Source organism: Hymenobacter persicinus, from assembly GCF_004167665.1.
Classification (GTDB): Bacteria; Bacteroidota; Bacteroidia; order Cytophagales; family Hymenobacteraceae; genus Hymenobacter; species Hymenobacter persicinus.
On record NZ_SEWE01000001.1, the window covers coordinates 41,603 to 61,648 of the forward strand.

The window sequence follows — 20,046 nt, forward strand, 5'->3', positions numbered from 1 at the left end:
CGCCCGCGGCAGTACTCAGGCCGCGGCCAGCCAGCTGAGCTCCGCTTCCCGGTATTGCCGGCTGATTTCGTCTTCTTCGTGGGCGAATTCCAGCACGCGGGCAGGAGCAGGGGCGGGCACGGCTTCCCCTTCCTCCGGCACGCCCAGAATCAGCTTGGCGGCGCGCTGGGCCTTGCTGGCCGCCTGCAACACCAGTTTTTTGTCGTTTTTGAGCCGCTCCAGCCACGTCTGGATATAGGCCACGGCATTGGCTTCGGTCTGCTCGGTGTTGAGGCCGGCGGCCGCGCACAGAAACGACGCGCCCATCTCCGCCGTCAGCTCCTCGCGGGCGTAGCTGGCCGAAAGCTTGCCCTCGCCGGCCGTCAGGTCCGGGCGGTCCAGCCGGGAAGCGTGGCCGGTGCTGTGGGTCAACTCGTGAAACAGGGTGGCGTAGTAGCCTTCGCCCGTGGTGAAGGTATCCCGCGCGGGCATGTTGACCAGGTCCAGCGCCGGGGCGTAGTAGGCACGCTGGTGCCGGTGCTCAATGGCAGGGCGCCCTTCCCAGCTGCTCACGATGGCTTCGGCCGCCTCAATGGGCGTGTGGTTGTGGCGCTCCACGGCGGGCAGGTCAAACTCAATGCCCTCGATGTCTTCCACCGAAAACACCGTGTAGTACTTCAGGAAGGGCAGCTTTTCCTCTTTGCCGGTCTGCTCGTTCTCGCGCACCGACACGTTGTAGTACACCACCGGATGCCCTTTGGCACCCTTGCGCACATTACCGCCCAAGGCCAGCGCCTGCTTGAAGGTCAGAAAGAAAGGCAGGGCCCCGCTAAAGTGCAGCAGAAAGGCGTTGATGCCCGAGTAAGCCGCACCGGTCGCGTAGTTGCGGGGCAGCCCATATACCGCGCTCCACGGCTTGCGCCACGGAATTACGCCGCCTTCCAGCGCCGCCACAATCCGGTCGGTCACAATCTGGTACACATCGGGGCGGGGAGTAGCGGCGGCAGCTTTACGGGTGGCGGGCTTGCGGGTCTTTTTCATACTAAAGCGCTGTTTTTGTGAGCGTTCGTTATACATATTAAACGAAAATACCCGCCCCGTAGTTTACTTTTTGCTCTTTATTTTATATCTTTTTGCTATTTTTATTCACCCTTCTTTTCCTACTGCCCCCCTACGGAGCCGGGTTTTAAAAACCACTTTTTATAAGTGCAAGCCGCCCCCCAGCCTGCTGTTGGGTAGCCTAGCGGTAGAGTAGGATATTGTAAAAGGGGCCGGGAATGTGCCCAGAAGTGATGAGGCAGTTACGTACCAGTTGACGCGGCCTTACCTGAGGCCAGTGAGAAACTGAGTAAACCTTTCGTGCACGGTAGCAGTATTTAGGATAGTCTAAAAATTTATTTAGATTAGCTTAAAAACACCCTTAAATACGCCTGCATGCTTCGACTTCCTACGTTTCTGAGTGGGGTGCTCTACCTACATGGCACGCCCGCACTAGCCCAGCAACCCCTCCAACTTACTGACCGTGACTCGCTGCTGCTCAGCCGGCAACGCTACTCGCTTTTCCGTCCGGTACCGCGCGCCCGCTTGCGGCCCATGAGCACCGACCGACCCGATGCCACCGAAAGCGCCTACTCGGTGGACGCGGGCCACTTTCAGGTGGAAACGGATGTAGTCCGCCTGGGCCAGCAACGGTTTTACGGCGAGGCCAGTCAGCAGCTGGCCTTCAACCACGCCAATATCAAGCTGGGCCTGACCCGGCAGATGGACCTGCAGGTGGTGGTGGACTCCTACACCATCCAGACCGAAGACGCCGAGCAGCCCGTGCGCCGCGCCGGCTTCGGTGACGTAACCCTGCGCCTCAAGCGCAACCTCTGGGGCAACGACGGGGGCGCCACCGCCCTGGCGCTGATGCCTTTTGTGAAACTGCCCACCGGACGCAGCTGCGGCAACCGGGCCTGGGAAGGCGGCCTCGTAGCCCCTTTCGCGTGGCAGCTGCCCCGCGACTGGTCGTTTGGCTCTCAACTGCAGGCTTCCTGGAACCGCGACCCGGAAGCGCAGGCACATTACCTGGAGTTAGCCCCTACCGTGACGGTGGGCCACGACCTGTACCGCACCCTCGGCGGCTTTCTCGAAGTGGCCGCCGCCTGGGACACGCGGGCGCCGGCCTGGACGGCCACGCTCAACGGTGGTCCCATCTGGCGGGTGACCGACAACGTGCAACTGGACCTGGGGGTGAACCTGGCCCTTACCCAGGCCACGGAGACCAGCTATTTCCTGGGCTTGAGTTTTCGGCGCTGAGATGTAAATCAGCCCCTGTATCAAGGCAGTACTATGCAAGGGGCCGCAAGCTGTTCCAGGTAACGTCGGGCCTCTGGATGTTCTCCCCGCGTTCAGCGGTCTGTCTTGACGCAGGCCTCCAAGCTGGTATTGCCCACCCATATAACTTTATTAGCCCGCCGCTCGTGCTGGTCACTATGCATCTAGGCCGCTTTTCCGTTTTTCTTCCCGCTTATTTTCGGCTGGCCGCGCTAGCCCTGCCGATGCTGGCAGCACCTCGGCTCCCAGCTGCTCTGCCCGCGGACGAACCAAGCCGCACCCCTGTGGTCGAGGCTGCCGTGCGGCAAACGCTTCTGGTCTATCGCCGCGCACGGCAAGCGGGTGACTCGGCGGCAGCCGTGGCGGCGTTTACGCCATCGGGCTGGATAGTGAATCAGGCGGAGCGGCCCGTACGCGCCCGCTTTGTGCGGCTGGCCGGCTGCCGCGGCTGGTGCCGCCCGGCCCCGCTGCCGCAGGATTACCAGGTGAGTGTTCTGCCGGACTCGGCCCGCGCGCTGGCCGTGGAAACTTATTGCCTGTCTGAGCCCGTTTCGGCGGCAGCGCGTCGCCGGCGCCGGCGCTGTTACACCGTTATTTCCGTACTTACCTGCCAGCAGGGGCAGTGGCTGATTCACTCGCAGACCTTATCCTGCCGGCGGCCTGATTAGCCCGGTACGTATCCTTATTGGCGCACATTCCGTAGGTTTGCACCGTCCCGTCTTTCCGACATGCGTTTCTTTTCCGTGTTCTTTGCGTTTTACCTGGCCTTGCTGGCTTGTCTGCCCTGCGCAGACACGGCCCCGGTGCGGGTCAGCGGCACGGAAACGTACGTCGCGGCCACGGAACACGAATCCGAGGCCCACTCCCGCCTGGACTGGTGCTCGCCTTTGTGCCAGTGCCAGTGCTGCTCGGGCACCTCGCTGCCCACGGCTACGGTTGTTGCCCTGACGGCTAAACCACCCTTCTTTATCCCGCCGGGCCGGTTTGCCCGGCTCGCGCCCCCCGCCCCCCGGGAGCGGGCGGGCAGCATCTGGCAGCCCCCCCAAGCCTAGTTTCCTGTTTTTCCGGTTCCGTCGCGGGACCGGGCACGCTACTGTGCCCGGTCCCGTTGGCGCATGCGCACGTGTTGTGCCCTGCCGGCCCCGCCGCCGTTGAGCTTCTTGCGCTCCGGCCGCCTTCTTCTCAGGATTTCTAGTCTTACCCCCACGCCAGCATGCTCAACCGGCTGATTTATTTTTCCATTCACAACAAGCTCATCATCGGGCTGCTGACCCTGGCGCTCATGGCCTGGGGCGGCTACTCGCTCTACCGCCTCCCCATCGACGCGGTGCCCGATATCACCAACAACCAGGTCGTCGTCTACACGGTGGCCCCTTCGCTGGCCGCCAACGACATCGAGCGGCTGGTGTCTTTCCCCATTGAACAAAGCGTGGCCACGATTCCGGGCGAGGACAACGTGCGCTCCTTCTCCCGCTTCGGCCTTTCGGTCGTGACCATCGTCTTCGAGGATGGCATTGACATTTACTGGGCCCGCCAGCAGGTGGCCGAGCGCTTGCGCGAAGCCGAAAGCCAGATTCCGGCCGGCGTCGGCCGGCCCGAGCTGGCCCCCGTTTCCACCGGCCTGGGCGAAATCTACCAGTACCTGGTGCGGGCCAAGCCCGGTTACGAAAAGAAGTACGACGCCCGCGAGCTACGCACGATTCAGGACTGGATTGTGCGGCGCCAGCTGCTGGGCACCGAAGGCGTGGCCGACGTGGCCAGCTTCGGCGGCTTGCTCAAGCAATACGAAGTTTCCCTGGACCCGGAGCGGCTGCGCTCCCTCAACATTACCGTGGACGAAGTCTACCAGGCCGTCTCGCGCAACAACCAGAACACCGGCGGGGCCTACCTGGATAAGAACCCGACGGCGTACGCCATCCGCACCGAGGGGCTGGTCACCAACCCCCAGGACATCGGCAACATCGTCGTGAAAAGCACGACTTCCGGGCTGCCCATTCTGGTGCGTGACGTGGCCAACATCCGTCTGGGCTCGGCCGTCCGCTACGGTGCCATGACCCGCAACAACGAAGGCGAAGTGACCGGCGGCATCGTGCTCATGCTCAAGGGGGCCAACGCCAACGAGGTCATCAAGGCCGTCAAGGAGCGTATGGAAACCGTGCGCAAGTCCCTGCCCGAAGGCGTCACCGTGGACGTGTACCTGGACCGCTCCGACCTGGTGGGGCGGGCGATTCACACCGTCACCAAAAACCTGATTGAGGGTGCCCTCATCGTGATTTTCGTGCTGGTGCTCTTCCTGGGCAATCTGCGCGCGGGCCTGGTGGTGGCCTCCGTGATTCCGCTGGCCATGCTCTTTGCCATTGCCATGATGCAGCTCTTCGGCGTGTCGGGCAACCTGCTCTCGCTCGGGGCCATTGACTTTGGCCTGGTGGTGGACGGGGCCGTCATTATCGTGGAGGCCATCATCCATCGCCTGCATTCGGGTCACGCCGGCGCGGGCCACGCCAAGAGCGGCCTGCTCAGCCAGCGGCAGATGGACGATGAGACGTACCACGCCGCCGCCGGCATCCGCGACTCGGCCGGTTTCCCGGAGGTCATCATCTTGATTGTGTACCTGCCCTTGCTGGCCTTGTCCGGTATTGAAGGCAAGATGTTTAAGCCCATGGCCCAGACCGTGGCCTTTGCCATCGTGGGCGCCCTGATTCTCTCGCTCACCTACGTGCCGATGATGGCCGCGCTGGGCTTGAGCCGCAACACGACGCCCAAGCGCACCTTCTCCGATAAGATGATGAGCTGGCTCGAAGCCCGCTACCGCCCCCTGATTAGCTGGGCCCTGCGTAGCAAGGCCATCGTGCTGGGTACGGCCGTGGCCCTGCTGGTGGGCACCATCCTGCTGTTCCGCACGCTGGGCGGCGAGTTCATTCCCCAACTCTCCGAGGGCGACTTCGCCATCGAGATGCGGGTGCTCACGGGCTCGTCGCTGAGCTACACCATTGAAAAAGCCAACCAAGCCGGGGGCATTCTGAAAAAGCAATTCCCCGAAGTCAAGGAAGTGGTGGCCAAGATTGGCGCCGCCGAAATTCCCACCGACCCCATGCCGGTGGAAGCGGCCGACGTGATGGTCACGCTTAAAGACCCCAAGGAGTGGACGTCGGCCACGTCGCAAGCGGAGCTGGCCGAGAAGATGGCCCACGCCCTGAGCGTGATTCCGGGCGTCACCTTCGGTTTTCAGCAGCCCATCCAGATGCGCTTTAATGAGCTTATTTCCGGCGCCAAGCAGGACGTGGTGCTTAAAATCTACGGCGAGGACCTGGACCAGCTGGCCGACTACGCCGCCCGCACGGCCGCGCTCGTGCGGCAGGTGCAGGGGGCCGAGGACGTGTACGTGGAACAGGTGACCGGCCTGCCGCAAATCGTCGTCAAGCTTGACCGCAACAAGCTGGCCCAGTTCGGCCTGAACGTGGAAGACGTGAACCGCACGGTGCAGACGGCCTTTGCCGGGCAGAGCGCCGGGCAGGTATTTGAGCAGGAGCGCCGCTTTGACCTCGTGCTGCGCCTGCCCCCGGCCCTGCGCAAGGACATTGAGAGTGTACGCCAGCTGTTTGTGGCCACGCCGCGCGGCGAGCAGATTCCCCTGGAGCAGGTAGCGGACGTGAGCCTGGTGGAAGGCCCCAACCAGATTCAGCGCGACGACGCCAAGCGCCGCATCACCGTGGCCTTCAACGTGCGGGGCCGCGACGTGGAAAGCGTGGTGGAAGAGTTGCAGGGCAAGGTGGACCAGCAGCTCAAGCTCGCCCCGGGTTACTACACCACCTACGGCGGGCAGTTTGAGAACCTGCGCGAAGCCTCCCAGCGCCTGAGCATCGCCGTGCCGGTGGCCCTGCTGCTAATTTTTGCGCTGCTCTTCTTCACCTTCCGCTCCCTGCTGCAGGCCACGATGATTTTCACGGCGATTCCCCTCTCGGCCATCGGCGGGGTGCTCTCGCTCTGGCTGCGCGGCATGCCGTTCAGCATCTCGGCCGGGGTAGGCTTTATTGCCCTGTTTGGGGTAGCCGTACTCAACGGCGTAGTGCTCATCGGCTACTTCAATCAGCTCAAGAAAGAGGGCGTGACCGACTTGACCGAGCGCATTCTGCAGGGCACGGCCACCCGCCTGCGACCCGTGCTGATGACGGCCACCGTCGCCTCGCTGGGCTTTCTGCCCATGGCCCTGGCCACTTCGGCCGGGGCCGAAGTCCAGCGCCCCCTGGCCACCGTCGTCATCGGCGGCCTGGTGACGGCCACGCTACTCACGCTGCTGGTGCTGCCGATTCTGTATGCTTTGGTGGAAAGCCGGGTGAAGAAATCGGCCGATGACGAGCAGGACTTGCACGAGGAGGCGCCGACCACGGTGCCGGGTGCTGCGCCAACCACCCCGCTGGTAGCCGGGGCCATAGCCCTGCTGTTGCTCGCTTTCCCGCTTACGGGCCAAGCCCAGCAACCGCAGCTGACGGTCGGCGGCACCCCGTTCACGGCCCAGCAGGCCGTCACCCAGGCCCTGCAGGCCAACGGCACGGTGCAGGTAGCCCAACGCTCGCTCGAAGCCCAGCAGGCCCTGCGCCGCACGGCCACCGACCTGGGCCGCACCACCCTTGGCGTTACCTACGGGCAGTACAACACCTACCGCAACGACAACCAGTTCAACGTCAGCCAAACCTTCTCCTTGCCGGGGGTGTACCGCAGCCAGGCCCGGCTGCTGGACGCGCAGGTAGGGGGGCAGCAGTTGCAGCTGGCTCAGGTGCAGGCCGACCTGCGGCGGCAGGTGCGCCTGAGCTACGAGCAGGCCGTCTACGCCCGCCACCGCCTCAAGGTGCTGCGCGGCCAGGACAGCCTGTACTCTGAGTTTTTGCGAGCCGCCAACCTGCGCTTTAAAACCGGCGAAGTGGCCCGGCTCGAACCGGCCACGGCCCTGGTGCAGCAGGGCGAAACCCGCGCCCTGATTCGGCAGGCCCGCACGGGCTACCAGGTGGCCCAGCGCCAGCTACAGGCCCTGCTGCAACAGGCGCAGGTAGTGGACGTGGCAGATAGTCTGCTGCGTCCCCTGGAACCCGTGGTGCTGCCGGCGGCGGGCGACACGACCCGCCTGGCCCAAAACCCGGATGCCCAGGTCTTGCGCCAGCTGATTGCCCAGCGCCAGGCGGCCACGCGCGCCGAGCAGGCCCAAGGGCTGCCCAACGTCACGCTGGGCTATTTCAATCAGTCGCTCATCGGCCCGCAGACCATCGGTGGGGTAGGAGGGGATGAGCGTTACTATTCCGGCAGCAACCGGTTCCAGGGAGTCCAGGGCTCGGTGGGCATTCCCATCCTGCGCGGCCCCCAGAAAAGCCGGGTGCAGGCCGCTAAGCTCCAGGAGCAGGTGGCCACCGCCTCGTACCGGCGGCAGCTGGCCGAACTGGCCGGTCGGCAAGACGAGTTGGTGGCCCGCCACGCCGAGCAGCAGCAGCGCCTGAACTTCTACCAGCAAACGGCCCTGCCCCAGGCCAACGTGATTGTGCAACTGAGCACCCGGGCCTTCAAGGCCGGCGAAACCGGCTACAGCGAGTACCTGCTCAACCTGGAGCGGGCCCTGAATCTGCGTACGGCTTACCTGGAAGTGCTGTTGGAGCACAACCAAACGGTTATCGAGCTGGACTACCTGCTCAACAGCACGGCCCAGTAACGTCTCTTTTCTCCTGACTTGTGAATTTCCCCATGAATAAAATTGCATTCCTGACGCTGCTGGGCCTGACCCTGGCCGGCTGCGGCACCGATAAAAAAGAGAATACCCCCAGCGAAGCGGCTACCGAAACGCCCGCCGTAGCCACAACGAATGACAAGCCCGCGGCCGAAGGCGCGGAGGAAAAAGAGCCCACCCAAACCACCCTCTCGCCCGAGGAGCAGCGCTCGGCCGGCATCCGCCTGGGCAAGGTGGAGGACCGCGTGCTCAGCGGGGGCCTGAAAGTGAACGGCACGCTCGACGCGCCGCCCGAAAACGCGGTGACCGTCAGCGCCCTGCTCGGCGGCATCGTCGAGCGCACCACCCTGCTGCAGGGCTCCCGGGTGCAGGCCGGGCAGGTGCTGGCCACCATCCGCAACCCCGAGTTTCTGGAGTTGCAGCAGAACTACCTGGAAACCAGCAGTCAGCTGGAGTATGCCCGCTCCGAGTACGAGCGCCAGGAAGAGCTGTACAAACAGGAAGTGGCCCCGCAGAAAAACTATCAGCGGGCCCGGGCCGAATACAAGGCCCTGCAGGCGCAGGTAGCAGCCCAGGCTGCGCGCCTGCGCCTAGCCGGGCTACCCGTGGGCGGCAAGCTCACGACCTCCGCCCCGGTGAAAGCCCCGCGCGGCGGCTTCCTGAAGGCCGTCAACGTGAGTGCGGGCCAGAGCGTGACGGCGACCGACGTGCTGTTTGAAATCATCGACCCCGGCCACCTGGACGTGGTGCTCAACGTGTTCGAGAAAGACGTACCGCAGTTGCGCACCGGCCAGACCGTGCGCTACTCGCTGGCCAACGACTCGGTGGGCGCCGACCACCAGGCCAAAATCTACCTGATTGGCCGCACCGTGGGCGAGGACCGCACCGTGCGGGTGTACGCCCACCTGCGCCACGAGGACGCCAGCCGCCTGCCCGGCACCTACGTGCGGGCCATCATCGAAACCAACTCGGCCACCGTGCCGGCCTTGCCCGACAAGGCGCTGGTGCAGTTTGGGGGCAAGAGCTTCATTTTCGTGGCCGATGGCCGCCAGGCGGGTGAAAAGCAGGAAACCCGCTACCGCATGGTGCCCGTGGAAGCCGGCGTCAGCGAAAACGGCTACACGCAGGTCACATTGCCCGCCGGCACGAGTGCCACGACGGCGAGCATCGTCACGGAGGGGGCCTACTCGCTGCTGGCCAAATTGAAGAATGCGGAGGAGGAAGAATAGCCCCCTACCCCTGACCAGTTAACGTTCCGCTTCGTACCGCTGCTTATGCTAAACCTGCTCACCGGTTGCCTGCTGCTTAGCCTGCTCCACGCCGCGATTCCCAACCACTGGGCGCCGGTGCTGGCCGTGGCGCGGGCCGAGCGCTGGCCGCTGCGGCGGGCGGTGGGCGTGACGCTGGTTGCCGGCCTGGCCCACGTGCTGAGCACGGTGCTGCTGGGTTTGGGGCTGGGGTTGCTGGGCTGGCGCCTGTCGGCGCAGTTTTCGCAGTTCGCTGGCGTAGCGGCCCCGGCCCTGCTCGTGCTCATCGGCATGCTCTACGCCTTGTCGGGTCCGGGTCACACCCACCCGGACCCGGCCGCCGTCAGGCCCCGCGGCCGGGTGGTGCTGGGCCTGGCGGCGACGATGTTTCTGGCGCCCTGCCTGGAAATTCAAACGTTCTTTCTGGCCGCCGGCACCCGGGGGCCCATGGCCCTGGCCCTGCTCATGGCCACCTACCTGGTGGTGTCAGTGGGGGCCATGAGCGCGCTGGTAGCGGCGGCCTACACCGGCCTGCGCCGCCTGAACCTCGCGGGCCTGGCCCGGCATGAGCGGCGCTTTACCGGGGCCGTGCTCGTCGCAGTGGGCGTGGCCGGCTTCTTCGTGGACTGGTAAGTTCCCCGCCCCGCCCACCTTATTTTTCAACCTGATGCTTCCCTTGTCTTATGCCTGACCCAACCTCCCCCAACACCGACGAAGAGCTCAACACCGCCAAGCAGGTGCAGCTCGAAAACGTGGGCGCGCTCAACCGCGACCAGCTCACGCCTGAAGCAGCTACTGCGCCCGAGGGCCACGACGTGCCCGGCCACGACCATGCGGAGCACGACCATAGCGGCCACCACCACCCCGCCGGCAAAAAGGTCGTGGACCTGGGTGCAGCCGCCGACGAGCACGCCGGGCACGACCACGGCAGCGGCGACGACCACGACCACGGCCCGGCCGGCGACAACCCCTACCTGTGGCCCGGCGTGAGCTTCGCCCTGCTGCTGGCCGGTATTGCCCTCGACTACTACAAAGTCGGGTTTTTCACCGGCTACGTGCGTCTGGTATGGTACGGTATCGCCTTTCTGCTGGTGGGTTGGAAAGTGATTCGCTCGGCCGTGCAGAGCATCCCTTCGGGCAACGTGTTCAACGAGTTTCTGCTCATGAGCATTGCCACGCTCGGGGCTTTCGCCATCGGCGAATACCCGGAGGGCGTGGCCGTGATGCTGTTCTACACCGTGGGTGAGTTGTTCCAGGACGCGGCCGTGAACCGGGCCAAGCGCAGCATCAAGGCCCTGCTGGAGATTCAGGCCACCGAAGTCACGGTTATCCGCAACGGGCAGAGCGTGGTGCTTGACCCCAAGGAAGTGGTGGTGGGCGACACCATCGAGGTGAAGCCGGGCGAGAAGGTAGCCTTGGACGGCACGCTGGCGAAGGGACCGGCATCCTTTAACACCGCGGCCCTCACCGGCGAGTCGGTGCCCCAGACCAAGCAGACCGGCGAGCCGGTGCTGGCCGGCATGGTCAACCTGGAAAGCCTGATTCAGGTGGCCGTGACGGCCAATTACAAGGACACCAAGCTGGCCAAGATTCTGGCCATGGTGCAGGACGCGGTGGGCCGCAAGGCCAAAACCCAGCAGTTCATTACCAAGTTCGCCAAAATTTACACGCCCATTGTGGTGCTCCTGGCGGTGCTGCTGGTGGCCGTGCCCGCTGTCGTCGTGGACGATTACGTGTTCCGCGACTGGCTCTACCGGGCCTTGGTGTTCCTGGTGATTTCCTGCCCCTGCGCGCTGGTTATCAGCATTCCGCTCGGCTACTTCGGCGGCATCGGGGCGGCTTCCAAAGCGGGCATTCTCTTCAAGGGCTCCAACTTCCTGGACGTGATGCGCGAGTTGGACACCGTCGTGATGGACAAGACGGGCACGCTGACGCAGGGCGTGTTTGCCGTGCAGCAGGTGCAGCCCGTGGGAGTGGAGCAAGCCCAGTTGCTGCGCCTGGTGGGAGCCTTGGAAACCAAGTCCACCCACCCCATTGCCAAAGCAGTGGTGGGGCACGTGGGCCCGGCCGCCACGGGCGTGACCGTGGAAAACGTAGAAGAAATCAGCGGCCACGGCCTGCGCGGCCGCGTGGACGGGCACGACGTGCTGGCTGGCAACACCAAGCTGCTGACCAAATTTAACGTGGCGTACCCGGCCGAAGTCGACCAGATTCAGGACAGCATTGTGGTGGCGGCCGTGGACGGCCAGTACGCCGGCTACCTCACCGTGGCCGACGCCCCCAAAGAGGATGCTGCCCGCACGGTGCAGGAGCTACGGGCCGACGGCATCACTAAAATCGTGATGCTCTCGGGCGACAAGGACAGCATCGTGCAGCGCGTAGCCCGGGAACTGGGCATTGACGAGGCCCACGGCGGGCTGCTGCCCGAGGACAAGGCGCGCTACGTGCAGCAGTACAAAGATGCCGGCCGCAAGCTCGCCTTCGTGGGCGACGGGGTGAACGACGCGCCCGTGGTGGCCCTGGCCGACGTGGGCATTGCCATGGGCGGCCTGGGCTCGGATGCCACCATCGAAACGGCCGACGTGGTCATTCAAACCGACCACCCCAGCAAGATTGCCACCGCCCGGCGCATTGCCCGCGCCACCCACCGCGTGGTGTGGCAGAACATCTGGCTGGCCTTTATCGTGAAGGGCATCGTGCTGGCGCTGGGTGCCGGCGGCCTGGCCACCATGTGGGAAGCCGTATTTGCCGACGTAGGGGTGGCCCTGCTCGCCATTTTGAACGCCGTGCGCATTCAGCGCATGGACTACGCCACCCCCGGCACCACGAAAGAGGTAGCCCCGGCTCCGAGCACAGGGGCAGGCCCCGGGCAGGCATCGGTGGTGGAAAGCATGCCGCAGCAATTGCGCCAGGGCCCGCATCACCACAACGACCCCGCCGCATGAGTGGCACCCACGGCATGAGCGGCAGCGCCGCCGCGCGCAACAAGCGCCCGCTGACCATCGTCTTTTTTCTGACCCTGACCTACCTGGTAGCCGAGGTGGTCGGTGGCTGGTGGACGGGCAGCCTGGCCCTGCTGGCGGATGCTGGCCACATGCTCACCGACGTGGCCGGGGTGGGGCTGGCCCTGCTGGCCATCCGCTTCGGCGAAAAGCCCGCCACGGCGCAGCGTACGTTCGGCTATTACCGCTTCGAGATTCTGGCCGCCCTCACCAACGCGGTAGTGCTGATTCTGATTTCGATTTACATCCTCTACGAGGCCTATTTCCGGTTTTTGAATCCGCCCCAAGTAGAAAGCGGCACCATGAGGTGGGTGGCCGGCGTGGGCATGCTGGTGAACCTCTACGGCGTGTATCTGCTGCGCAAAAGCGCGGGTGAGAGCCTGAACATGAAGGGGGCCTACTTCGAGGTGCTCAGCGACCTGCTCACGTCCGTGGGGGTGATAGTGGCCGGCCTCATCATGCTCACCACCAAGTGGTACTACGCCGACCCGCTGCTCTCGGCCGGCATAGGGCTGTTCATTCTGCCGCGCACCTGGGCCCTGCTCAAGGAATCGGTGAACGTGCTGCTGGAGGGCACGCCCGCCGACGTGAACCTGGAGACGTTGCGCCAGGGCCTGCTGCAGGTGCCCGGCGTGGCGGCCGTGCACGACCTGCACGCCTGGGTGCTCACCTCCGGCGTGAATGCCCTGAGTGTGCACGTGGTGCTGACCGACGAGGCCCGGCACGAGGACGTGCTGACCCGCGCCCAGGACTACGTGACCACCAAGCATCCCATTCAGCACGCCACCATTCAGGTGGAGCGCGGCGACTTTGCCCAGCACGAAACCCATCTGTAGTGACTCTCGGGTCACTATTGCGTGGCGATAACACCTTCACTCGCTATGTCCTTCACTTTCGTTGAGTTGCAGCCGAACCAGCGTACTCCACTGCCAGCGTGGGTAACGGCTGCGGCTCTGGCGTTGCTGGTTTTTAGCAAGTGGGCCGTTGGGGTGCAAGCAGCCTCGCACGCACTGCTGGCCGATGCCCTGGCATCCGCGGCCCAGCTAGGGCTTCTTCTGATGAGCCGCACCGGCCGGTGGTCAGTCGCTGACTCTCCACAGGGGCTGGCCGCCCGGCAACGCGTGTGGACAACCGTCGGCGCCGGGGCATTGGTTACCGCAGCATTCGGTGCCGCCTGGTACTGCATTCGGGTGATGAACGTTCCGCACCCGCCGCCGACCATTGTATCAGCGTGCGTGGCCGGGGTAGCCATCGTGCTGGAAAAGGCGCGTACCGGCAGCTGTTTGGCCCCCCTAACTTGGGTGAGTTCCGGGCGTGGTATCACCCCAGCAATGCGTTGCCGTCCAACCTCGCGCTCGTCGGCATCAGCCTGTCCATTCTGGGCGGCCCTGGCTACGAATGGGCCGATGACTGGGCGGCCCTGGGCATTTGCGCGCTGCTCGTGGGCAATGCCTACCGCCTATTGCAGCCAGCCTCGGTTGCCGGGCCAACGGTACGCCGGCAAGAATGGAAAGCCTGGCTGCAGTGCTGTACTCAGACGATTCCGGGCATCACCCTCGCCGAGGCCCATCTTGAGCCGTCCGAAACCGGTTCCGTTCTGCATGTATGGGTACGCGTATCCAGCCCCCTGACGGTTGCGCAAGAGCACGCCATAGCCCAACAGGTGCAGACTGTTCTGGCACCCGTCCAACCGCCTTCATCAACGCTGCTCGTGCGCATAGTCCCTTCGTAAGCCTGCACAACCACTCTCCCCCTTTTCTCCACAACCATGACCTCCTACGACGTAATTATTATCGGCTCCGGCCCCGGCGGCTACATCGCCGCCGTGCGCTGCGGGCAGTTGGGCCTGAAAACGGCCATCATCGAAAAGTATCCCACCCTGGGCGGCACCTGCCTGAACGTGGGCTGCATCCCCAGCAAGGCCGTGCTCGAATCCACCGAACTCTACCAGAAAGCCACCCACCAGTTCGCCGAGCACGGCATCGACGCGGACAACCTGCGCGCCGACCTGCCCCGCATGATGGCGCGCAAGGACCAGGTGGTGAAGAAGGTGTGCGACGGGGTGGTGTTTCTGATGAAGAAAAACAAGGTGGACATTCTCCACGGGGTGGCCTCGTTCGTGGATGCCACCACCGTGCAGGTCGCGCCCGTGGGAGGGGGCGCTGGGGAAGCGCAGCAGCTTACGGCAAAAAACATCATCATCGCCACCGGCTCCAAGCCCAGCACCCTGCCCTTCATCACCCTGGACAAGGAGCGCATCATTACCAGCACCGAGGCCCTGGCCCTGCGCGAGCTGCCCAAGCATTTGATTATTGTGGGGGGCGGGGTTATCGGTCTGGAACTGGGCTCGGTATACGCCCGCCTGGGCAGCAAGGTCTCAGTGGTCGAATACACCGACGCCATCATCCCGACCATGGACCGCACCATGGGCAAGGAGCTGCTGCGCTCCCTGAAAAAGCAGGGCCTGGAATTTTACCTCTCGCATAGGGTGACGGCCGTGGAGCGGACCGGCGACACGGTCACGCTCACGGCCCAGGGCGGCCCGAGCGCCGAGCTCAAGCTGGAAGGCGACTACTGCCTGGTGTCGGTGGGCCGCCGGCCCTACACCGAGGGGCTAAACCTGGCCGCGGCCGGCGTGGAGCTGGACGAGAAGGGCCGGGTGAAAGTCAACGAGGACCTGCAGACGTCCGTGCCCGGCATCTGGGCCATTGGCGACGTGGTGCGCGGGGCCATGCTGGCCCACAAGGCCTCCGACGAGGGCGTGTATGTAGCCGAGCTCATTGCCGGCAAGGCCCCGGAGGTGAACTACCTGCTCATTCCGGGTGTGGTCTACACCTGGCCCGAAGTGGCCAGCGTGGGCTACACCGAAGAGCAGCTCAAAGAGCAGGGCAAAGCCTACAAAGTGGGGACTTTCCCCTACTCGGCCTCCGGCCGGGCGCTGGCCGGGGCCGACACCGAAGGGTTGGTGAAGGTGCTCACCGACGCGCAGACCGACGAGATTCTGGGCGTGCACATGATTGGCGCGCGCACGGCCGACATCATCGCCGAAGCTGTGGGCATCATGCACTTCCGCGGCGCGGCCGAGGACGTGGGCCTGATGTCGCACGCCCACCCCACCTACGCCGAAGCCTTCAAGGAAGCCTGTCTCAACGCGGCCGGTATCGGGGCCCTGAACATGTAATGACTCACCATGACACTGCTGCTTTCCGTTGCCCCGCCCGTCACCCCCTCCTGGACCCAGGTGCTGCTCTACGCGCTGGTGCCCGCCGCCGTGATGGTGGTGGGCGCCGTGGTGGCCGTTCTGCGCCCACCCGGGGCGGCCATCCGCAGTGCCATTCTGCACTTTGCCGCCGGCGTGGTGTTTTCCGTGGTGGCCGTCGAGCTGCTACCCGACATCGTGGCCCGGCACCGGCCGCTGGAAGTCGGCTTGGGCTTCGCCATTGGGGTCGGGGTGATGCTGGCCCTGCGTTCCTTTACCCGCAAGGCAGCCGAAAAGGAAAAAGCCCTGCCCACGCCGGCCCTGCCGCCCGGGGTGCTGTGGGCTTCCCAAACCGCGCCGGACGAGGTAGCCAGTTCCGGCACGCTGCCGATGGGCCTGCTCACCGGGGTCGGCATTGACATTCTCATCGACGGGCTGCTGCTGGGCATCGGCTTTGCCGCCGGGGCAGAAGAAGGTATGCTGCTGGCCATTGCCCTCACCATTGAAGTATTGTCGCTGGGCTTGGCCACGGCCGTGGAGCTGCGCCAGGATGGACAGGGCAAAGCCCGCACCGTGGGCATCGTGGCCGCACTTTCGGCCCTGCTGGTCGTGGGGGCCGGCGTGGGCATCACCGTGCTCAAGGGGGCCTCCGACAACGTGATGGAACTGGTGCTCTCCTTTGGCCTGGCCGCGCTGCTGTTTTGGTGACGGAAGAGCTGCTGACCGAGGCCCACGAGGAACCGGAGTCGCCCTGGCTGACCTCGGCCTTCTTCCTGGGTTTTCTCCTGTTTCTACTTCTGGGCATGCTCGTGTAGCCGGCCCTTTTTACTTGCCTACTATGGATTCGCACAAGCTTCTTATCGAACTCACCCTGTTGCCGGCGGGCCGGCATATTGCCTTTTCTAAAGAAGTGCTGGAAAAGGTGCACGTGTACCGCCGGGTAGGGACAGCCGGGGACGCCTGGCAGCAAGTGGCCACCAACGCCCGTTCGCCTTTTATCGACACGGAAGCGTTTCCGGCCGGCACCACGCTGGAGTACCACGTGCAGCACTTCAATCAGCAGGATGCCTTTGAGGGGCACAGCAACATCGTGCGCACGACCCTGTAGCCCTGGGGCCCGCATTTTTCACATTTCCGTCACTCCTTGGCTCGGGCCCAGGCGGTGATAAGCTACTTCGCTCGCTGCATGATACCTCGTTTCGTTGTGGGTGTGCTCACGTTGCTGCTGCTGGGCGCGTGCCGGGAGTCGACGCCGGAAACGCCGGTGCACACGGCCGACACGCACCAGCGCCATCCGGCCCCGGCCCAACCCGAACTCAGCTCCGCACCAGCCGTGGCCGCCCGGGCGCAGCAGCGCCTGCGCACGGTGGCCCGCTCAGGCAACATCGACCACGACGTGGCCTCGCTGCTGCTGGAGCATCACCGCGGGGCCCAGCAGCTGGTTGCCGTGGAACAGGCCACGGGACGGGATGCGGACTTGCGGGCGCTGGCCGATTCGCTGCGCCGGGAGTGGCAGCAGGAAAGTCTGGCGCTGGGCCGGCTCGCGAGCCGCACCCACGACAAGGCCTCCGAAGAAAACACCCGCTTCTACCAGGAATTTTCCCGCGACGTACAGGCGGCCTGCGATTCGGCGGCCCGGTACTCCCGCCCGCCGACGGGCAACCCGGACGCCGACTTTGCCGCGGCCCTCTCCGCCCACCTGCGCACCGGCCTGCTGCTGGTGCAGGAGGGCATCGCCCACGGCAGCGACCCGCCCCTGATTGCCCTGGCCCACCGCTTTCACCACGACCAGCTCCGGCACCTGCGGCAGGTGCAGGCCTGGACTTCCGCTCACGCTTCTCCCACCAAGCACTGACCCCATGCGCTTTACCGACAAAATATGCCTCGTCACCGGCGGCGGCTCCGGCATCGGCCGGGCGGCCTGCCTGCAGCTGGCAACTGAAGGCGGCACCGTCGTGGTCCTGGACCGCGACGAAACCACGGCCCAGCAGACCGTGGCCCTGATTGAAAAAGGCGGCGGTCAGGCCCGGGCCATCCGGGTTGATTTGGGCCTGGTGGCCGAGATAGAAGCGGCCATGGGTACCGTAGTAGCCGCCTACGGCCGGGTGGATGTGCTGGTCAACAACGCGGCCATGATGACCTTCAAGCCCCTCACCGAACTGGCGGTAGCGGAGTGGGACCTGGTTATGGCCGTGAATTTGCGGGCCGTTTTCCTGCTCAGCAAACTGTGCCTGCCCCACATGCAGGGCGGGGCCATTGTCAACATCAGTTCGGTGCACGCGCAGGAAACCACGGCCAACGTGATTCCCTACGCGGCCAGCAAAGGCGCCCTGGAGGCCTTCACCCGGGGCATGAGCCAGGAATATCCGGCCGCTCACGTGCGCACCAACTGCGTGGCCCCCGGAGCCGTGGACACGCCCATGCTGTGGAACAACCCGAACGTGAAAAGCGGCAAGGAGAAGATTGAGGGCGAGGTTGGCCACCCCGCAGACATTGCCGGCGCCATCTGCTACCTGGCCTCGGCCGATGCCCATTACATCAACGGTACTACCCTGGTCGTGGACGGTGGCCGGCTCAGCATCCTGTAACCGCCTCCCCGCACGCACTTTTCCATTTCCGTTTAATCTGACCCCCAAGCCCATGAGCGCCTTCATGTTTGCCACAGGCATCGAAAACAGCTACCCCACCATCCGGCTGCCCGACGGGACGATGCAGCGGGTGGACGAGCTGGAGAAAACCGGCCATTACGAGCGCTGGCGCGAAGACTTCGCCCTGGTCAAGGAAATGGGCATTGAGTTTCTGCGCTACGGCCCGCCCTACTACCGGGTGCACACCGGGCCGGGCCTCTACGACTGGGCCTTTACCGACGAGACCTTCGGCGCCCTGCGCGAGCTGGGCATCACGCCCCTGGTGGACTTGCTGCACTTCGGCCTGCCCGACTGGCTGGGCAACTTCCAGAACCCGGAGTTCCCGGAGCACTTCGCTGCCTACGCCGGGGCGTTTGCCGCCCGGTTCCCGGACCTGCAGTTCTACACCCCCATCAACGAAATCTTTGTCACCACCATGTTTTCGGCCCAGTACGGCTGGTGGAACGAGTGCCTGGCCAGCGACCAGGCTTTCGTGACGGCCCTCAAGCACGTGTGCCGGGCGGGTGTGCTGGCCATGCAGGCCATCCTGGCCGTGCAGCCGGGAGCCACCTTCATCCAGAGCGAGTCGGCCGAGTACTTCCACCCCGAAACGCCGGCTGCCCGCCCCCTGGCTAACTTTCTCAATCAGAAGCGCTTCCTGAGCCTGGATTTAACCTACGGCTACCCCGTGAGCGTGGTCATGTACGAATTCCTGCTCAAAAACGGCATGACGGACGCCGAGTACCACTGGTTTGACGACCAGCACATCAAGGCCAAGTGCATCATGGGCACGGACTACTACCGCACCAACGAGCGCATGGTGCGCGAAGACGGCAGTACCTACCCCGCCGGCGACGTGTTCGGCTACTACGTCATCGCCAAGCAGTACTACGACCGCTACCGCATGCCGCTGATGCACACCGAAACCAACCTGTGGGAGCCCGACGCCGTGAACTGGCTGTGGCGGCAGTGGGCCAATGCCTACCGCCTCAAGCAGGACGGCATTCCGCTGGTGGGTTTCACGTGGTATTCGCTGCTCGACCAGGTGGACTGGGACACGGCCCTGCGCGAAAACAATGGGCGCGTCAACCCGCTAGGCCTCTACGACCTCGACCGCAAGCAGCGGCCCGTGGGCCGGGCCTACCAGCGCCTGATTGCCCAGTGGAAAGACGTGCTGGTGGACGAGAGCTACGGCGTGCACATCAACTACTAACTCACTTCTTTCATTGACCGGCACGTTGGCCGGCGGATTCTTTTGTCATGCCTTTTGCCCGGTTTTTTGCCCACCGTCACCTGCAGCACCACTTACTCAACCTCACGGCGCCCCAGCGCCTGCTGCTGGCCGCGGGGGGCGCGGGCACGGGGTGGGCGCTGCTGCCCGGCACCCTGCTGCCGGCCACCCGGCTGGTGGCCACCTGGAACCTGTTCTGTCTGTGCATCCTGGCCCTGCTCTGGGCCGGTACCCGCCGGGCCGATGCCGCCCACATTCGCCGCATGGCCAACCGCCAGGACCCCGGGCGGACGTGGACCTTCGTGGCGGTGCTGGTCGGCAGCGCGGCCTCGCTGCTGGCCGTGGTGATGCTGCTGAGCAACCTGCCCAACCTGAGCCGGCGGGAGGTCGCCTACCACGTGCTGCTTTCGGCCGGAGCCGTAGTGGGGGCCTGGCTGCTGGTGCATTCGGTATTTGCCCTGCGCTATGCTCACGTGTACTTCAGCGAGGATACCTCCACCGACCCGCCCGATAACCTGGGCGGACTGGACTTTCCGGGCGCCCCCCCGTCCTCCTACTGGGACTTCGCCTATTTCGCCTTTGTCGTGGGTTCCACCGCTCAGACGGCCGATGTGGACGTCTCCTCTACCCGCATGCGGCGCCTGGTGATGCTGCACGGGCTGCTGGCCTTTGCCTTCAATACCAGCATCGTGGCGTTGACCATCAACCTGCTGGCTGGCATCCTGTAGTCAGCCC

16 protein-coding genes are annotated in these 20,046 nt (G+C 64.8%); 15 read left to right on the plus strand and 1 reads right to left on the minus strand.

From position 1 onward, the window contains the following. Positions 1–15 precede the first annotated feature (15 nt). Positions 16–1,020, minus strand: a complete 1,005-nt coding sequence (locus EWM57_RS00195; protein ID WP_165370351.1) for an ArdC family protein — start codon at positions 1,018–1,020, stop codon at positions 16–18. Positions 1,021–1,413: 393 nt separating this feature from the next. On the opposite strand from EWM57_RS00195, the gene EWM57_RS00200 reads away from it, so the two are divergent. The 15 genes from EWM57_RS00200 (at position 1,414) to EWM57_RS00270 (ending at position 20,039) form a co-directional block, all read left to right on the plus strand. Further along, positions 1,414–2,277 carry a transporter gene (locus tag EWM57_RS00200; protein ID WP_129919118.1) on the plus strand — a complete coding sequence of 288 codons (864 nt, stop codon included), beginning with the start codon at positions 1,414–1,416 and terminating at the stop codon, positions 2,275–2,277. A 746-nt stretch (positions 2,278–3,023) separates the two neighbouring features. Next, on the plus strand, positions 3,024–3,347 hold the full coding sequence (locus tag EWM57_RS00205) for a DUF6660 family protein (RefSeq protein ID WP_129919119.1): 324 nt from the start codon (positions 3,024–3,026) through the stop codon (positions 3,345–3,347). A gap of 161 nt (positions 3,348–3,508) precedes the next feature. Further along, complete coding sequence (locus EWM57_RS00210; RefSeq protein ID WP_129919120.1) at positions 3,509–7,990, plus strand: CusA/CzcA family heavy metal efflux RND transporter; 4,482 nt, start codon at positions 3,509–3,511, stop codon at positions 7,988–7,990. Positions 7,991–8,022: 32 nt separating this feature from the next. Further along, positions 8,023–9,234, plus strand: coding sequence for an efflux RND transporter periplasmic adaptor subunit (locus EWM57_RS00215; RefSeq protein ID WP_129919121.1), 1,212 nt, complete (start codon positions 8,023–8,025; stop codon positions 9,232–9,234). A gap of 45 nt (positions 9,235–9,279) precedes the next feature. Then, positions 9,280–9,885 (plus strand): hypothetical protein, encoded by a 606-nt coding sequence (locus EWM57_RS00220; RefSeq protein WP_129919122.1) that lies wholly within the window; start codon positions 9,280–9,282, stop codon positions 9,883–9,885. Between the two features lie 50 nt (positions 9,886–9,935). Then, a complete protein-coding gene (locus tag EWM57_RS00225) occupies positions 9,936–12,197 on the plus strand; it encodes a heavy metal translocating P-type ATPase (protein WP_129919123.1) in 2,262 nt (753 codons plus the stop codon). Beyond that, complete coding sequence (locus EWM57_RS00230) at positions 12,194–13,090, plus strand: cation diffusion facilitator family transporter (protein WP_129919124.1); 897 nt, start codon at positions 12,194–12,196, stop codon at positions 13,088–13,090. The genes EWM57_RS00225 and EWM57_RS00230 overlap by 4 nt, the downstream gene beginning before the upstream one ends. Before the next feature lie 500 nt (positions 13,091–13,590). Next, positions 13,591–13,986, plus strand: coding sequence for a cation diffusion facilitator family transporter (locus tag EWM57_RS00235; RefSeq protein WP_129919125.1), 396 nt, complete (start codon positions 13,591–13,593; stop codon positions 13,984–13,986). Between the two features lie 36 nt (positions 13,987–14,022). Next, positions 14,023–15,435: a dihydrolipoyl dehydrogenase gene (gene lpdA, locus EWM57_RS00240; RefSeq protein ID WP_129919126.1), complete on the plus strand. Its 1,413-nt coding sequence runs from the start codon at positions 14,023–14,025 to the stop codon at positions 15,433–15,435. Positions 15,436–15,444: 9 nt separating this feature from the next. Next, positions 15,445–16,161 carry a ZIP family metal transporter gene (locus tag EWM57_RS00245; RefSeq protein ID WP_242509932.1) on the plus strand — a complete coding sequence of 239 codons (717 nt, stop codon included), beginning with the start codon at positions 15,445–15,447 and terminating at the stop codon, positions 16,159–16,161. Positions 16,162–16,291: 130 nt separating this feature from the next. Then, positions 16,292–16,561 carry a hypothetical protein gene (locus EWM57_RS00250; RefSeq protein ID WP_129919127.1) on the plus strand — a complete coding sequence of 90 codons (270 nt, stop codon included), beginning with the start codon at positions 16,292–16,294 and terminating at the stop codon, positions 16,559–16,561. A gap of 78 nt (positions 16,562–16,639) precedes the next feature. Beyond that, positions 16,640–17,308, plus strand: a complete 669-nt coding sequence (locus tag EWM57_RS00255) for a DUF305 domain-containing protein (protein ID WP_129919128.1) — start codon at positions 16,640–16,642, stop codon at positions 17,306–17,308. Between the two features lie 4 nt (positions 17,309–17,312). Continuing rightward, positions 17,313–18,041: an SDR family NAD(P)-dependent oxidoreductase gene (locus EWM57_RS00260; protein ID WP_129919129.1), complete on the plus strand. Its 729-nt coding sequence runs from the start codon at positions 17,313–17,315 to the stop codon at positions 18,039–18,041. 52 nt (positions 18,042–18,093) lie between these two features. Next, positions 18,094–19,293 (plus strand): family 1 glycosylhydrolase, encoded by a 1,200-nt coding sequence (locus tag EWM57_RS00265; protein WP_129919130.1) that lies wholly within the window; start codon positions 18,094–18,096, stop codon positions 19,291–19,293. 47 nt (positions 19,294–19,340) lie between these two features. Further along, positions 19,341–20,039 (plus strand): DUF1345 domain-containing protein, encoded by a 699-nt coding sequence (locus EWM57_RS00270; protein ID WP_129919131.1) that lies wholly within the window; start codon positions 19,341–19,343, stop codon positions 20,037–20,039. Positions 20,040–20,046 lie beyond the last annotated feature (7 nt).

Coding starts and splice junctions, on each gene's coding strand:
- EWM57_RS00230 (WP_129919124.1), top strand. CDS start 12,194: ATGAGTGGCACCCACGGCATGAGCGGCAGCGCCGCCGCGCGCAACAAG.
- EWM57_RS00250 (WP_129919127.1), top strand. CDS start 16,292: ATGGATTCGCACAAGCTTCTTATCGAACTCACCCTGTTGCCGGCGGGC.
- EWM57_RS00245 (WP_242509932.1), top strand. CDS start 15,445: ATGACACTGCTGCTTTCCGTTGCCCCGCCCGTCACCCCCTCCTGGACC.
- EWM57_RS00255 (WP_129919128.1), top strand. CDS start 16,640: ATGATACCTCGTTTCGTTGTGGGTGTGCTCACGTTGCTGCTGCTGGGC.
- EWM57_RS00225 (WP_129919123.1), top strand. CDS start 9,936: ATGCCTGACCCAACCTCCCCCAACACCGACGAAGAGCTCAACACCGCC.
- EWM57_RS00260 (WP_129919129.1), top strand. CDS start 17,313: ATGCGCTTTACCGACAAAATATGCCTCGTCACCGGCGGCGGCTCCGGC.
- EWM57_RS00210 (WP_129919120.1), top strand. CDS start 3,509: ATGCTCAACCGGCTGATTTATTTTTCCATTCACAACAAGCTCATCATC.
- EWM57_RS00265 (WP_129919130.1), top strand. CDS start 18,094: ATGAGCGCCTTCATGTTTGCCACAGGCATCGAAAACAGCTACCCCACC.
- EWM57_RS00200 (WP_129919118.1), top strand. CDS start 1,414: ATGCTTCGACTTCCTACGTTTCTGAGTGGGGTGCTCTACCTACATGGC.
- lpdA (WP_129919126.1), top strand. CDS start 14,023: ATGACCTCCTACGACGTAATTATTATCGGCTCCGGCCCCGGCGGCTAC.
- EWM57_RS00220 (WP_129919122.1), top strand. CDS start 9,280: ATGCTAAACCTGCTCACCGGTTGCCTGCTGCTTAGCCTGCTCCACGCC.
- EWM57_RS00205 (WP_129919119.1), top strand. CDS start 3,024: ATGCGTTTCTTTTCCGTGTTCTTTGCGTTTTACCTGGCCTTGCTGGCT.
- EWM57_RS00270 (WP_129919131.1), top strand. CDS start 19,341: ATGCCTTTTGCCCGGTTTTTTGCCCACCGTCACCTGCAGCACCACTTA.
- EWM57_RS00215 (WP_129919121.1), top strand. CDS start 8,023: ATGAATAAAATTGCATTCCTGACGCTGCTGGGCCTGACCCTGGCCGGC.
- EWM57_RS00195 (WP_165370351.1), bottom strand. CDS start 1,020: ATGAAAAAGACCCGCAAGCCCGCCACCCGTAAAGCTGCCGCCGCTACT.